At 66.3% G+C, this 14,774-nt stretch carries 14 protein-coding genes; 8 read left to right on the forward strand and 6 right to left on the reverse strand.

Features of this window, described 5'->3' with window-relative positions; translation table 11 throughout:
- The first annotated feature begins 30 nt into the window (after positions 1-30).
- The 5 genes from P2869_RS30920 (at position 31) to P2869_RS30940 (ending at position 6,438) form a co-directional block, all read left to right on the forward strand.
- The gene (locus tag P2869_RS30920; RefSeq protein ID WP_126875527.1) at positions 31-1,389 is read left to right on the forward strand and encodes an MFS transporter; all 1,359 of its coding nucleotides are present in this window, start codon (positions 31-33) and stop codon (positions 1,387-1,389) included.
- 356 nt (positions 1,390-1,745) lie between these two features.
- Complete coding sequence (locus P2869_RS30925; RefSeq protein WP_126875528.1) at positions 1,746-2,678, forward strand: LysR family transcriptional regulator; 933 nt, start codon at positions 1,746-1,748, stop codon at positions 2,676-2,678.
- Positions 2,679-2,793: 115 nt separating this feature from the next.
- Positions 2,794-3,987, forward strand: a complete 1,194-nt coding sequence (locus tag P2869_RS30930) for a CaiB/BaiF CoA-transferase family protein (protein ID WP_277598989.1) — start codon at positions 2,794-2,796, stop codon at positions 3,985-3,987.
- The gene (locus P2869_RS30935) at positions 3,984-4,931 is read left to right on the forward strand and encodes a hydroxymethylglutaryl-CoA lyase (protein WP_277598990.1); all 948 of its coding nucleotides are present in this window, start codon (positions 3,984-3,986) and stop codon (positions 4,929-4,931) included. Before P2869_RS30930 ends, P2869_RS30935 begins: the two co-directional genes overlap by 4 nt.
- A gap of 94 nt (positions 4,932-5,025) precedes the next feature.
- Positions 5,026-6,438, forward strand: coding sequence for an MFS transporter (locus P2869_RS30940; RefSeq protein ID WP_277598991.1), 1,413 nt, complete (start codon positions 5,026-5,028; stop codon positions 6,436-6,438).
- Positions 6,439-6,687: 249 nt separating this feature from the next.
- Here P2869_RS30940 and P2869_RS30945 read toward each other — a convergent pair whose 3' ends face one another.
- The 3 genes from P2869_RS30945 to P2869_RS30955 form a co-directional block, all read right to left on the reverse strand.
- Positions 6,688-6,834, reverse strand: coding sequence for a hypothetical protein (locus P2869_RS30945; protein WP_017774154.1), 147 nt, complete (start codon positions 6,832-6,834; stop codon positions 6,688-6,690).
- Positions 6,835-7,225: 391 nt separating this feature from the next.
- On the reverse strand, positions 7,226-7,906 hold the full coding sequence (locus tag P2869_RS30950) for a UdgX family uracil-DNA binding protein (protein WP_277598992.1): 681 nt from the start codon (positions 7,904-7,906) through the stop codon (positions 7,226-7,228).
- Positions 7,907-8,037: 131 nt separating this feature from the next.
- Complete coding sequence (locus tag P2869_RS30955) at positions 8,038-8,607, reverse strand: DUF4142 domain-containing protein (RefSeq protein ID WP_277598993.1); 570 nt, start codon at positions 8,605-8,607, stop codon at positions 8,038-8,040.
- A gap of 388 nt (positions 8,608-8,995) precedes the next feature.
- Here P2869_RS30955 and P2869_RS30960 point away from each other — a divergent pair, with 388 nt between their 5' ends.
- The gene (locus P2869_RS30960) at positions 8,996-9,412 is read left to right on the forward strand and encodes a response regulator (RefSeq protein WP_017774157.1); all 417 of its coding nucleotides are present in this window, start codon (positions 8,996-8,998) and stop codon (positions 9,410-9,412) included.
- An 89-nt stretch (positions 9,413-9,501) separates the two neighbouring features.
- Here the strand turns inward: P2869_RS30960 and P2869_RS30965 are convergent, their stop codons facing one another.
- The 3 genes from P2869_RS30965 to P2869_RS30975 form a co-directional block, all read right to left on the reverse strand.
- The gene (locus P2869_RS30965) at positions 9,502-10,824 is read right to left on the reverse strand and encodes a cation:proton antiporter (RefSeq protein WP_277598994.1); all 1,323 of its coding nucleotides are present in this window, start codon (positions 10,822-10,824) and stop codon (positions 9,502-9,504) included.
- A gap of 100 nt (positions 10,825-10,924) precedes the next feature.
- Entirely contained in the window at positions 10,925-11,455 is a 531-nt protein-coding gene (locus tag P2869_RS30970) for a PRC-barrel domain-containing protein (protein WP_017774159.1), read from the reverse strand.
- 92 nt (positions 11,456-11,547) lie between these two features.
- Entirely contained in the window at positions 11,548-11,781 is a 234-nt protein-coding gene (locus P2869_RS30975) for a DUF2795 domain-containing protein (RefSeq protein WP_017774160.1), read from the reverse strand.
- Positions 11,782-12,041: 260 nt separating this feature from the next.
- On the opposite strand from P2869_RS30975, the gene P2869_RS30980 reads away from it, so the two are divergent.
- Positions 12,042-13,277 carry a zinc-dependent alcohol dehydrogenase gene (locus tag P2869_RS30980; protein ID WP_277598995.1) on the forward strand — a complete coding sequence of 412 codons (1,236 nt, stop codon included), beginning with the start codon at positions 12,042-12,044 and terminating at the stop codon, positions 13,275-13,277.
- 494 nt (positions 13,278-13,771) lie between these two features.
- Positions 13,772-14,743: a cytochrome c oxidase subunit II gene (gene coxB, locus P2869_RS30985; protein WP_233411380.1), complete on the forward strand. Its 972-nt coding sequence runs from the start codon at positions 13,772-13,774 to the stop codon at positions 14,741-14,743.
- Positions 14,744-14,774 lie beyond the last annotated feature (31 nt).

Genomic DNA, 14,774 nt, shown 5'->3' on the forward strand with positions numbered 1-14,774 from the left:
CGCCGCGCCGACTATAGCGGGAGACACGCGATGAATCGCACCTCGGTCGTCAACGTACAGACCTTCATCAACGAGCAGCCGTTCGGCCGGTTTCAGTGGCTCATCTTCCTCATGTGTTTCGTGATCGTCCTGCTGGACGGTTTCGACACCGCGGCCATCGGCTTCATTGCACCCGCGCTGCTCACCGAGTGGCACCTGACCAAACCGGACCTCGCGCCCGTGCTGAGCGCCGCGCTGTTCGGCCTCGCGTGCGGCGCGCTCGTTTCGGGTCCGCTGTCGGACCGCTTGGGGCGCCGGGCGCTGCTGCTCGGTTCGGTGTGCGTGTTCGGCCTCGTCTGTCTTGCCTCGGCGTTTTCGTCCGGCATCGGACAACTCACGGTGCTGCGCTTCATCACAGGCGTCGGTCTGGGGGCGGCCATGCCGAATGCGGTCACGATGATGGGCGAGTTTTGTCCCGATCGCCGGCGCGCCACGGTCATTAACCTGATGTTCTGCGGCTTCCCGCTCGGCGCCGCGCTGGGCGGCTTTCTCGCCGCATGGATGATTCCGCAATTCGGCTGGCGCAGTGTGCTCGTGCTGGGCGGCGTAGCGCCGCTGCTGCTCGCGGTTGCGCTTATGCTCAAGATGCCGGAGTCGGTGCGCTTCATGGTGGCGAACCGGCGTCCTGCCGAACGCATTCGGGCAGCGCTGGCCCGCATTTCGCCGGATGCGCTGCACGCCTCGTCGTTCGTGATGACCGAAGCGGCGCCGCAAACGGGCGGCAAGGGCCTGGGCGTCGTGCTCTCGCGCTCGTACCTGCTTGGGTCCGTGATGCTGTGGCTCGCCTACTTCATGGGCCTCGTCATCTTCTACGCGTCAATCAACTGGATGCCTATCCTGCTCAAGGACGCTGGCCTCACGCCCAGGAGTGCGACGCTCATTTCGGCGCTGTTCCCGCTGGGCGGGGTGGGCGCGGTGCTGCTTGGCGTGTTGATGGACCGCTTCAATCCGAACCGGATGGTTGCCGCCTGTTACGCGCTCACGGCTGTGAGCGTGTATTGCATCGGCCAGGCCGTGGGCAATATCGGGCTGCTCGTGCTGGTCGTGTTCGTAGCCGGCGTGCTGATGAACACTGCGCAATCGTCTATGCCCGCGCTCGCCGCCGCCTTCTATCCCACCGAAGGACGCGGCACCGGCGTGGCCTGGATGCTGGGCGTGGGCCGCTTCGGCGGCATTGCGGGCTCGTTCCTCGTGGCCGAACTCACGCGCCGGCACTTCACGTTCGCCGGGGTGTTCGCCACCATCGCGGCGGCCGGCCTGCTGGCATGTGCAGCATTGCTGATCAAACAGATGGCGCGGCCGCATGCCATCGAAGCGGCTCCGCGCGAAGTGGAGTCGTTGGGGCATTGAGGCCGACAACGGCGCGTGCCCCGCGCCGTTTCGGCAAGAGGTGAGAGTTTTCGGGAGCGTGCGGTGCGCGCCCTGAAATGCGTTCACCTCAACGGCATGCCGCAATGGAAACCCCTGGAAATTCAGGGGTTAACGCACTCTCTCCCATACCATTCACGCGCGCCGGCACGTCCTGAATCCCATTGAATGGTGAGGCTTTTCGGGACCCGCGAATCGGGCCTCATTGCGATGTGCGCGCGAGCCTGAGTGCAGTTCTGAACGCGCACCACCGCGCCACTCCATCCACCCGCGCCGGCAACCCGGTGCACAATGCGCGTCATCGTCCGAACCGAAGCGCGTTGCGCATCCGTACCGCCATGGCGCCCAAGAACCTGTTGAAGCGGCTCGACCTCACCACGCTGCAACTCTTCATTGCCGTGTATGAGGAAGGCACCCTCACACGTGCAGCGGACCGCGAAGCCATTGCGGTCTCCGCCGCCAGCAAGCGGCTGCTCGAACTGGAACAGGCGGTCGGCTCGACGCTGTTCCAGCGCACCGCGCGCGGCATGACGCTTACGCCCGCCGGCGAGACGCTGCTGCACCACGCGCGTCTCGTCATGAGAGGCATCGAGAACATCGGCATCGAACTGGCCGGCTATGCAAGCGGCGTGCGCGGCTACGTGCGGATGATGGCCAACCTCTCCGCCATCGTCGAATTCCTTCCCGAAGATCTGCGCGCCTTTCTGGCGCTCAACGAGCAGGTCAAGATCGATCTGGAGGAGCGCCCCAGTGCAGGCGTTGTAGAAGCAGTGGCCGACAGTCTGGTCGATCTCGGCATTTGCGCGGGCGAGACCGATGCGCGCGGACTTCACACCACGCACTACCGCCACGACGAACTTTGCGTGGTGATGCGGCAAGACCATCCGCTTGCGGGACTGGAACGCATTGCATTCGCCGATACGCTCGAGAGCGACCACGTCGGCCTGCATTCCGCGAGTTCGATCAACGCGCGCACGCATGCCGCGGCGCGTGCGTGCGGCAAGCCGCTGAAGCTGCGCATTCACGTGCCGGGCTTCGATGCAGTCTGCCGGATGGTGCAGGCCGGCATGGGCGTGGGCGTGTTGCCGGCGAACGTGTACGGCATCATGGGCCGGCCGCTGGGTCTCACGGCCGTCATGCTCAGCGACGAATGGGCAAAGCGCGAACTCGTTCTCGTGGTGCGCGACGAAGCGGGGCTTTCGCCCGTGGCCCGCGCGCTGTACGACCATCTGCGCACCGTGGAAGCCAACGCAGGTCCGAACGCCCACTGAGCGTTCACTGAGCGTTCGTCAAACGCGAAAGCCCGTTGCCGAATTGCGGTTGGACACACCCGCGCCGCGCTTCTAGTCTCTCTCCCAACATCGATGAAACACGGGAGACAGCAATATGGCCGGTCCGTTGCACGGCATACGCGTGGTCGAAATCGGCACGCTCATCGCGGCACCGTTCGCCGCGCGCCTCTTCGCCGAATTCGGCGCGGAGGTCGTCAAGATAGAAGCCCCGGATGGTGGCGACCCGCTGCGCAAGTGGCGCAAGCTGCACGAGGGCACCTCGCTCTGGTGGTACCTGCAGTCACGCAACAAGAAGTCGATCTGCGTGAACCTGAAGTCCGACGACGGCGTCGAGGTGGTCAAGCGCCTGCTTGCCGAAGCGGACGTCCTCGTGGAAAACCTGCGTCCTGGCGCGCTCGAAAAGCTCGGGCTCGGCTGGGACGTGCTGCACGCGCTCAACCCGCGGCTCACCATGGTGCGCATCTCCGGCTACGGTCAGACAGGCCCGTACCGCGACCGTCCTGGATTCGGCGCCATCGGCGAGGCGATGGGCGGCATCCGCTACACCACCGGCGACGCGGACGGCGCACCGGCCCGCGCGGGCGTCAGCCTGGGCGATTCGCTCGCGTCGTTGCATGGCGTGATCGGCGCCCTGATGTCGGTGCTGCGCGTGAAGACAGGGCAGGGCGACGGGCAGGTAGTGGACGTGTCGCTTGTGGAAAGCGTGTTCAATCTCATGGAAAGCCTCGTGCCCGAATACGATCTGCTCGGACACGTGCGCGAGCGCAGCGGCGGCGCACTGCCCGGCATCGCACCGTCGAACACGTATCGCACCGAAGACGGCGCATTCGTCGTGATCGCCGGCAACAGCGATCCCATCTTCAAGCGGCTGATGAACGCCATCGGTCGACCCGATCTCGCCGACGACCCCGCACTCGCCCGCAACGACGGACGCGTGGCACGCAGCGCCGAACTGGATGCCGCGATCGTCGCGTGGACTTCGCATCACTCGATTGCCGACGTGCTCGCCGTGCTGGAACGCGCCGAGGTACCGGCGGGCCGCATCTATTCCGTGGCCGATATCGTTAGCGATCCGCACTATCAGGCGCGCGGCATGTTGCTGGACACGACGCTGCCGGGCGGCGCCACGGTGAGAATGCCCGGCATCGTGCCGAAGCTCTCCGACACGCCGGGCGAAATGCGCTGGAGCGGACCGTCGCTTGGCGAGCACACCCAAAGCGTGCTGGCGGGCCTCGGTTTCGCGCAGGAAGACATCGAGCGGCTGCGTCGCGAAGGAGCCGTGCAATGAACGCCTACGAAAGCGCGCAATACGACACGCTGATCGTGCAGGAAGTCGCACCGCGCGACGGTCTGCAGATCGAGCCCACATGGGTTGAAACAGCCGACAAGATTGCGCTCATCGACGCGCTTTCCACTGCGGGCTTCACGCGCATCGAGGCGGGCTCGTTCGTATCGCCCAAAGCCGTGCCGGCACTGCGTGACGGCGAGGCCGTGTTTCAGGGCATCCGGCGGCATAGCGGCGTGATTGTCGTGGCGCTGGTGCCGAACCTCAAGGGCGCCGAACGTGCGCTGGCATCAGGCGCCGACGAACTCAATCTCGTCATGTCCGCAAGTCAGACGCACAACCGCGCCAACATGCGCATGAGCTGCGAAGCGTCGCTCGAAGCATTCGGCGACATCGTGGCGCTCGCAAAGCGCTCCGGCGTGCGTCTGAACGCGACCGTGGCCACGGCTTTCGGCTGTCCGTTCGAGGGTTCGATAGACGAAGCCCGCGTATTCGCGATTGTCGATGCGTATTGCGAGATGGGCATCGAAGGCGTGACGCTGGCCGACACCACCGGCATGGCGAACCCGCGCCAGGTCGCGCGCATGGTGCGACGCGCGCTCGACCGATTGCCTGCCCACGCGCTGACGCTGCACTTCCACAACACGCGCGGGTTGGGTCTCGCCAATGTGCTCGCGGCCTACGAGGCTGGCGCGCGCCGCTTCGATGCCGCGCTCGGCGGCCTGGGCGGTTGTCCGTTTGCACCGGGTGCGTCGGGCAACATCTGCACCGAAGACCTCGTGAACATGTGCGAGCAGATGGGCATTCCAACCGGCATCGATCTTCCGAAGCTGATCGCCCTGTCTCGCACCTTGCCTGCGCTGCTCGGGCATGACGTGCCGGGCCACGTCGCAAAGGCCGGCCGCAACTGCGACCTGCATCCCGTTCCACACGCCGTGCCCGCTTGATGAAGGCCACAGCGGGAGACCACGACGCATCACACGCTTTCCGATAACGACACGCATAGCCGCCCCGCATCGCGGGGTACGGCAAGGAGACACCATGAATCATTCCAGCCCGGTTGCCGCACACAGCGTCGACCACCACGCAAAAGCCATAGCAGACATCGTCAGAAAGGCGGCATGGCGGCTGATGCCGCTCATCATGCTCTGCTACCTGTTCGCATTCTTCGACCGCATCAACATCAGCTTTGCGAAGTTCCAGCTGCAGACGGACCTCGCTTTGTCCGACACCGCGTATGGGCTCGGCGCAAGTCTCTTCGTGATCGGCTACGTGCTCTTCGAGGTGCCGAGCAACATGCTGCTCTACAAGGTGGGCGCGCGCCGATGGATTGCCCGCATCATGATTTCGTGGGGTCTTGCAACGGCGGCCATGGTGTTCGTGAGCAACGAGTGGCAGTTCTACGGTTTGCGGTTCGTTATCGGCGCCATGGAAGCGGGCTTCGCGCCTGGCGTGCTGTATTACCTGACGCTGTGGTTTCCCGCGAGCCATCGCGGACGCATCACGTCGCTGCTGTTTCTCGCTTCCGCGTTTTCGGGGCTGGTGGGCGCGCCGCTGTCGGGCCTCGTGCTGGGTCACATGGACGGTGTGCTGAACGTACGCGGCTGGCATTGGCTCTTTCTGCTGGGTGGCTTGCCTTGCATCGCGCTGGGCCTTCTCGTGCTGCGCGTGCTGAAGGATCGTATCGATGATGCAAGCTGGCTCTCGCCCGCCGAAAAGACACAACTCGCCGAGGCCATCGCGCAGCAGCGGCAGCCCGGCAGCAGTGGTCATTCCCTGCTCGGGGCCATCCGTACGCCGGGCTTTCTCACGCTGGCCTTCGTCTATTTCCTGATTCAGGTGGCGTCGTATGGGCTCAACTTCTGGGCGCCGCATCTGATTCGCAGCGCGGGCACGCACAACCCCACGCTCATCGGTCTGCTGACGGCGGTGCCGTACATTTGCGGCGCGGCGTGCATGGTGATCGTGGGGCGTCTTTCGGACGTGAGCGGCGAACGCCACAAGTTCGTGGCGGCATTGCTTGCCATGTCGGCGGTGGGATTTTTCGCGGCGGGCTTCTTCGATCACCAGACTGCGTTGCTCGTCGCGGCGCTTGCTGTGCTGGGCGCGGGTGTGATCGCTTCCATTCCCGCGTTCTGGGCCTTGCCGCCCAGGCTCGTGACGGGCGCGGGCGCCGCAGGCGGCATTGCGCTCATCAACACGCTGGGGCAATTGGGCGGCATCGTGAGTCCGGTGATGGTGGGCCGCGTGCGCGATCTCACCGGCAGCACCACACCGGCGCTCTATGTGATCGGCGCAATGAGTCTTGTCTGCGCGGGCATCGTGCTGTACGGCCTGCCGCACACGCTGCGTCGCACGGACCACGCTGACCGTACCGACCGCGCCCTGAACGAAGGAACCGAAGAGCACGCACACACCGCCATGGCGTCACCCAGCACGGCGAGAAGAACCTGAGAGAGAAGCAAAGGTGAGCGTTTGCGGGAGGCGCGCTGTGTGTGCCGCGCTTCCTGGCTTCGCCCTGTGCGAATTGCGTCGATCAGCGCGCGCCACAGGCGGCGGCATGCAGACGCGTGCGCTTCCGACGCGCGTCATCGTTCAGGGCGTCGTGACGCCGGAGCGAACGCGGTGGCGTCCTGAAGCGTGATCGAAACGGGTGTGGCGATTCGGCCGGCACCCGTTCTCCTTTATGCGTCGACAGCCAGGTCAATGGCAACCGATGGCGCACACCATGGCCGAAACCGCGGCGACCGCGCCAATGCCCGCGCCCAGCGCGAGGTTGCCCACGGTGCTCGCACAGGCTTGCAGCTGCGTGAGGCCCGCGAACGTCAGAACAATGACGAGTCGGCGCATGACATCTCCATGAGGCGTGTTGCGAAAGCGCGTGGATGCCCGCATTGCGGGTGAACGGGCAAAGCCGCGCTTCAGCAGAGTAGGGCCGCCGCGCGGCACACCGTCGGCTGAAAAGAGCGGCGAATCGGTACCGCCTTACGCGTTCTTTCCCCCGTAAATTTCGTGGGTGATGCCGAAGCCCTGTTGGCGGCAAAGGTGAAGGTTTTCGGGACCGGTGAGCCGTTCCAGGAGCTGAGCGCCGCACAGCCTTGCGCGGCGGGCCTGAGCGGTGTTCAAACCGGGTCGCCCGGACGCTAGAGGTGAGAGTTTTCGGGATGCCGGATTTTTGGACCTGGATGCCTGCCGCCGGACACGCGTGCAAACCGTATGCAGCGCGCCGAAGGCGGCCCCTTCATCGGCCCCCCTTGCCCTTGCCTTGGTCCTTCGCCTGTGCCGCCAGCTTGCCCGCCTTCGCCAGCGCTTCCACGATGTCGTCGAATGCGCGCTTGCGAGTCGCCGGGTCTGGCGCGCGCAGGGCATACGACGGGTGCCACGTCGCGATCACGAGCTTCCCGTCGTGCTCCATCACGCGGCCGAACGCATCCTGCAGCCGCATGTGTGCGTTCTGCATCAGCGCGGAGAGGGCCGTTGCGCCAAGCGCTACCAGCACGGCCGGCTTCACGTCGGCGAGTTCTCTTTCCAGCCAGTAGTGACACGCCTCCACTTCGCGCTGCGCCGGCGTCTTGTGCATGCGCCGCTTGCCGCGCAGTTCCCATTTGAAATGCTTCACTGCGTTGGTGACATAGACGGCGTCGCGCGCCACGCCGGCCGCCTGTAGCGCGTCGTCCAGCAGCGCGCCGGCCGGGCCCACGAAGGGCATGCCCTGCTGGTCTTCCTTGTCGCCGGGCTGCTCGCCCACCAGCATGATGGGCGCGTGAGCGGGCCCGGCGCCCGGCACGGGCTGCGTGGCGTCGTGCCAGAGCGCGCAGCGGCGGCATGCGTCGAGCGTATCGGGCTGCTGCTCGCGATCCACTTGCACGCCGCTGCGCCCAGCACGTTGCGCGGGCTTGGGTCCATCGTTGCCGGAGGCCATGTTTCAGGGCCTGGCCAGGCGGCCCAAGCCGCTCGTACCGCTCGCGAGGTTGCCCCCACCGCCGCGACCTATGAGCGCATCCACGGCACAAACGCCCCTCGTTCGCGAACCGGCCTGCGGCCGTTTGCGGCTCATTGTGCCGACGCCGTCGAAACGCCCAGCTTCTGCGCGAGATCCTGCGCCATCTTGTAGTGTCGCTCGATGGTCGGCAGCGCCTTTTGTGCCGCGCGCTTCAGGTCCGCGTTCTGGCCGTTCGCGATTTCGTCCTTGAAGGCCGCAATGGTTTGCTTGTGTCCTTCCAGGCCCACCTTCTCCACGTATGCCTTGTCGAACTCCGCGCCCTTCAGCGGTTTCAGGCTGTCGAGAATGGACGTATCGCTGTTGTCCTTCGGAACCTGCACGCCATGCGGTGCCGCCATCTTCAGCTGCACTGTGAGCTTCGTATGGTCGAGGCGCATGTGGCGTGCGAACGACTTCACGTCCTTGTTCTGGCTTTGGTCCGAAGCGAGCTTGGCTGCGTCGATTTCGGTCGAGCTGGACAGGGTGGCCGCCTGCACGAAGCGCTGGTCTGGTTCGGGCAGCGGATTGGCGGCCGTGGTGGATGCCGCCTGGGTGGTCTGCGACCAGGCCGGCGTGGCGTCGAGCAGCACGGGGGTAGCGCATATGGCGGCGACGGCGGCGAGAGCGAGGTGACGCTTCATGAGTCCTCCTGCGGTAAGCGTTAAGAGTCGAGAGAGGTGACCGGACGGCCGGCACGGCAGCGTGTCGAAAACGGCAGGCGAGCCGCAGACACGCAGCAGCCGCGCGGCGCTTCGATATGAGCAACAGCAAGCGTCGTACCGCACGGGCCCTCTCTTCGCGCGGGCGCGGCGCTTGCGCACCCAGGCCGACGCGATCGGAGCGGCACGCGGTGCCGCCTGCCGCACAAGCAACCGGACGCCGTCCGGCAGGAGACCCAAGGTGAACGACCCCGGGGCAAGAGACGCAAGACACGCAAGAGAGGCAGGAGACACGAGGGATACCCGGCAGCCAGGGCACGCGAGAGCCGCAGGCGAGGACGTCGTTCTGTGGCGGGCGTTTCGTCCGGCCATGGCGAGCCATCGCCGCGTGCTCGTCGTGGACGACTACCGCGAGGCGGCAGACGCGCTGCAAATGCTGCTCGATGCGGACGGCTTCGAATGCCGCGCCGTGACGGACCCCTTGAGCGTCTGCGATATCGCAGCGAACTGGCAGCCGTTCGCCGTCGTGCTGGACATCGCGATGCCGGGCCTCGACGGCCTGGAACTCGCGCGCCGGCTGCGGGCGCACCCTGAAACGGGGCACATGCTGCTGATCGCCTTCAGTGCGTTCGCATCGAGCGAAGATCGCTTCCGCGCCCGCGCTGCCGGCTTCGACGCGCATTGCGCGAAGCCCCTTACGCCGGGCCTTCTGCTGCGCGTGCTGGAATGCGCCACTGCACCGCCCGGTGACGGCAACGGCATGCAGGATGGCGTGCCTGCGCCATGACGTGCGTCCCGGTTCTGAGAATCTTTGCAGCGCCTTTGAAAAAGTGACGCAAGCGCCCGCCACGCGCCATTCAGGCGCTTGCGGGCACGTCAACGCGACGCATGCCGCAACCGTCGATACCAGTTCATCAACGGCGTCGCCGATATGCCATGCACGATCACCGAAGCCACGATGGTGGCGATCACGAACGGCACGAGCGGCAGAATGGTTTTGACCGGCCCTTGCTCCAGCGAATAGGCGAGGTAATAGAACGACCCCACGCCGCGTATGCCGAACCAGCCCATCAAGCGGCGTTGCGCGGGCGTGGCCTTGGCGCCTGCGAGCGAGAGCATGACCGCGAGCGGCCGCACCACGAAAAACAGCGCCGCCACCACGGCGAGGCACGGCCACGTGAAGAGCGGCTCGCGCAGGTTGGCCACCACGTTGCCCACCACCGTCATCACGAAGACTTCCGCGATGCGCTCCATTTCGATCGTGAAGCCCAGCACCGATTCGGCCATGTACGCATGCGCTTTCTGCGGGTCCGATGCCGTGGCATCCACGTCGTCCGAATCCACTGCGCCGATCACTTCGCGCGGCGGCCGCTCGCCGCTGGCACGGTGCTCGACGCGCCGCATGGTCACGCCTGCCGCGAACACGGCGATGAAGCCATACGTGTGCGCAAGCTGCGCGGCGCCGTAAGCGAGTTCGATCAGCCCCAGCGCGAAGAAGCCTTCCAGGCCCAGCGCTTTGGCGTAGCGCGTGCGCAGCCACGCCACCGTATGCATGGTCGCCCACGCCAGCACACCGCCTGTCACCACCGCGCCAGCCACGCCCCACAACGCTTCGCCCACCAGCAACGGCATGGAAGGCAGCGCATGCCGCTGCATGTCGCCGGCTTCGCACAGCGCGAGAGCGGCCAGTGCAAACGGCAGCGCGACGCCGTCGTTCACGCCGCCTTCGCCCGAGAGCGAGAAGCGCACGCGGTCCAGGTCGCCTGGGTTGTGCACTTGCACGTCGTGCGCGAGCACGGGGTCGGTGGGGGCCAGCATGGCGCCCAGCAGCAGCGCCGGTCCCCATGCCAGGTTCAGCACCTGTACGCCGAACCACGCGAGCAGCGGCACCGTGACGATCATCGCGATCAGCCCGAGCCTCAACGGCAGGACCCACATGGCGCTGTTGAACGGCACGCGCAGTCTCAGGCCGATAGCGAACAGCGACACGAGCAACGCGATCTCCGTGAGCACGCGCAGCACATGCGCGTCGCGCACGATATCGAGTTGCAGCAGATTGATGCCAGGCGGGCCGAGCAGAAAGCCGATCAGCAGGTAGACCATTGCCGCGCTGACAGGCAGACGTTTGAGCGTGGACGTCGCGATGCCCATGAACACGAGCACGCCGCCCACAATCAGAAACCAGACTGTTTCGTGCATATGCGGGGTAAGCGCGCGGCGCGGGCCGCACGCACGTAAAAAAGCGCCGGTCGGCTGCACACGACCCCACGTGCGCAGCCCGGCCGGCGCCCGCCACCGGTTACAGCTTCACTCCGCCTGCTTCCGGTGCGTCCGACGAACCCGGTCCGAGATCGCCCGTGCCGAGGGCGTCCGAGCCTACACCTCCGTAGCCGCCATAACCGCTCCAGTACGGTTCGCGGCCGTAGAACTGATGTACCGAGCTCGCCCAGCTGCGGTCAGCCATGGAAGGCCAGTGGTCCTTATCGAAGCCAGGCGCGTTCTTCACGCGCTCTGCGGGCATGGCGAGCTGGAAGCACTTGCTGTCCGTGTCGAGCGTCAACGCGTTCCAAGGAATGGCGAGCAGCTTGTCGCCGATGCCGAGAAAACCCCCGCTCGACATCACCGCATAGGCAATGCGCCCGCTGCGCACGTCCAGCATGATGTCCTTCACCTTGCCCACATCTTCGCCATCCGAACTAATGACCTTGTTGCCTTCCAGCGTGTCGGCGGCCATGACTTCCGGGCCCGGGCCTTCCGCCGTTTCGCTGCCCTTGCCGACAATGCGTGCGCCCGGTCCGTCGTGGGTTCCGCGTGGATTGAGTGTGCTCATGATGTCCTCCTTACGTTGCGGGTCCGCGCCTGTGCTGCGGTGATGCGGCACCGCACTGGACCTCGTGCCTTCGTACTCGCTGGGCTGCGGCTTCAATGCAGCCGCGCAATCTCTTTCGATACCGACGCCGGGCTGTCGTAGTTGCGATCCGGCAGACGGCTGATCAGGTCCATCACGTCCTGCCCTGCGCCGTGGTGCCGGGCCGTCTCGACGAGCTTCTCGCGCGTGGTGGGGTAGTCGACGCCGCCAAGTGCTTTCTGTACCGCGATCGGGCTGGGCCGTCCGGGGTGGCGATGATCCTGCGATTGAGCCGGGTGTTGGGACATGCTTGCCTCCTTGTGTCGAGTTGACGGACTCACCCGTTATCCAGCAACGGGCGTGCCTTGCACGAGGACCTCGCGCGCGCACCGAAGCCGCCATTGAGGGGGGCCACTGAAGAGACGACTGATGCGGCCACAGAAGCGCACCCATGCCGGTACAAAACCGCCTTCCCATTGCAATGCTTTCAGGAGCCGCGCTTGCTCGCCTCACCACGAAACCTGCACCCGAAACATGAACCACCCCGCACTCACGAGGAGGAGCGATCATGAAAGCAGTGGTATTTCACGGCATAGGCGACATCCGGCTGGATACCGTGCCGGACCCCGGCATGCAGCAACCCACGGACGCCATCGTGCGGCTCACGTCGAGTGCCATCTGCGGCACGGACTTGCACATGGTGCGCGGCACTTTCAGCGGCATGCAGCCGGGCACGATCCTGGGCCACGAGGGCGTAGGCATCGTGGAGGAAGTGGGCAGCGGCGCGCGCAACCTGCGCAGGGGTGACCGCGTGCTGATTCCATCCACCATCTCGTGTGGCTATTGCTCGTACTGCCGCTCGGGCTACACGGCGCAGTGCGACAACGCGAATCCGAACGGACGCCTTGCGGGCACCGCATTTTTCGGCGGCCCGAAAACCACGGGTCCGTTCCAGGGGCTGCAGGCGCAATACGCGCGCACGCCGCTCGCGCACGCAAGCCTGATCCGCCTGCCCGACGACATCGACGACGACCGCGCCATTCTCATGTCCGACATCTTCCCCACCGGCTACTTCGGCGCGGAACTGGCGGGTGTGCGTCCCGGCGATACGGTCGCGGTATTCGGCGCGGGCCCTGTCGGCCAGTTCGCGATTGCGAGCGCGAGGCTGATGGGCGCGGGCCGCGTGATCGCGGTGGACCGCATCGAATCGCGGCTCGACATGGCGCGGGCGCAAGGCGCGGAAGTGATCAACTTCGACAACGAGAACCCCGTGGAGATGATTCGCGAACTGACGGGCGGCATCGGCGTGGACCGCGTGATCGACGCGGTAGGCGTGGATGCCGAACGCGCGCAGAAGGGGCCCGCTGCCGAAGCGCAACGCGATCGCGCGCTGGAGTTCGACGAGGAAGTACACGAGATCGCGCCGCAGCGTGCGTCCGCCCGGCGTGAGAACGGTGAGGAAGGCGAAAAGCGCCAATGGCGGCCGGGCAGCGGACCGTCGCAGGTGCTGGTGTGGGCGGTGTCGTCTGTGGCGAAGGCGGGCACGGTGGCCATCATCGGCGTGTATCCGCCTTCGGACCGCTTCTTTCCTGTCGGCGAGGCGATGAACCGCAATCTCACGGTGCGCATGGGCAACTGCAACCATCGTACGGTGACGCCGCATCTCGTGGAGCTGGTGCGCAACGGCAGCATCGACCCCGTGAGCGTGCTCACGCAGCGCGAGCCGATACTGAATGCCATCGACGCCTATCGCGCCTTCGACGTGCGCGAGCCCGGCTGGATCAAGGTGAAGCTGGAGCCGTGACAGCCCGGGCAAGCGCGAGCGGGCAGGCCGCGTAACGCGTACTGCCCGTTTGCAAATCCTTCCGTGCGCCGTGCGAGAAAAATCGGCCGGTTGGCGCGGCAAGCCACAGGGAATTCTGGAGTCGCGCGGCACTTCGGTTCGTCTTCGCGCCGCACAACAACCGTGGGCCGAATCTTGCTCTGCCATCGGGAATTGCTGCAATGAAGAGGCGGCACGCGGCGGCACGCCGCGATGCGCGCTGCCCCGTCGAGCCGAACGCAGCAAGCGAGATGCAAGCTTGAGGGCGCTGCGGCATGAAGGAGCGAGTGAAGCAAACGGGCAACACGGCAGGGGCATGCGACGGCGGTGCGCAGCGGCTGCGCTGCATCGCTTTCGTGCGTGGCTTCGCAGCGGTGCGCCTCGTGCGTCGCAAGCCACGCAGACTACCGGCGAGGCTCGCAACGGCTGCGGCGGCCACAACTCCCGCTGCTGCCGCCGCAATCAGCGCACTGTGCATGACGGCCGCACGCGATGCGCGAGCGGCCCCGCTCAACTATTTTCTGCACGCGGCAGGCCCGGCGGCGCGACCGACGATGTACCTCGGCTGGGCGCTGGCGGCGCTCGTCACCGCGGTGATGGTCATTGTGGCCGCGCTGCTCGTCGTCGGCGTTGCAAAACGCCGCGCGCCCGCCGCCAACAACCGCTTGCCACCCGACGCGGGCGGCATGCAATGGATCTACATCGGCACCGGCATCTCGGCCGTGGCGCTGTTCGGCGCGCTCGTCTACATGCTCGTGACGCTCGATTCCGTGGCCGCGCCGTCGCGCCCGCCCGCGCTCACCGTCTCGGTCACCGCCTACGACTGGTGGTGGAAGGTCGACTACCGCGATCCCGCCCACCCGGCGCGCGACTTCGCGACGGCGAACGAGATCCACATACCGGTGGGCGAGCCCGTGAAGATCGAGCTACGCAGCGCCGACGTGATCCACGCGTTCTGGGTGCCGCAACTCGCAGGCAAGACCCAAACGATTCCGGGCCGTCTCAACGAGCAGTGGATCGAAGCCGATGCGCCCGGCGTTTATCGCGGCCAGTGCTCGCAGTTCTGCGGAGCGCAGCACGCGCACATGGCGTTCGAAGTGGTGGCCGAAGATCGCGCGGCGTTCGACGCCTGGTGGTCCGCACAAGCCGCGCCGCACGCCGCGGCAACGAGCACAGCGGCCCGCGCGGGCGCGCGCCTCTTCGAGGCTCGCTGTGCCGGCTGCCATACGGTGCGCGGTACACCCTCAGCGGGCGCGCAGGCGCCGGACCTGACGCACCTCGGTTCGCGGCGGCTCATCGCCGCGGGTGCGTTGAGCAACACGCCCGAGCATCAACTGGACTGGATACGCCACGCGCAGCGCATCAAGCCGGATGGGCTCATGCCTTCCATCGCGCTCAATGCGCAGGAGGCCGAGGCGCTCTCGGCGTATCTCGCCACGCTGCAATGACGAACGACGCAGGTAACCCGGCACCCAACTG

Source organism: Paraburkholderia sp. SUR17 (assembly GCF_029536165.1).
In the GTDB taxonomy this organism is placed as follows: Bacteria; Pseudomonadota; Gammaproteobacteria; order Burkholderiales; family Burkholderiaceae; genus Paraburkholderia; species Paraburkholderia kururiensis.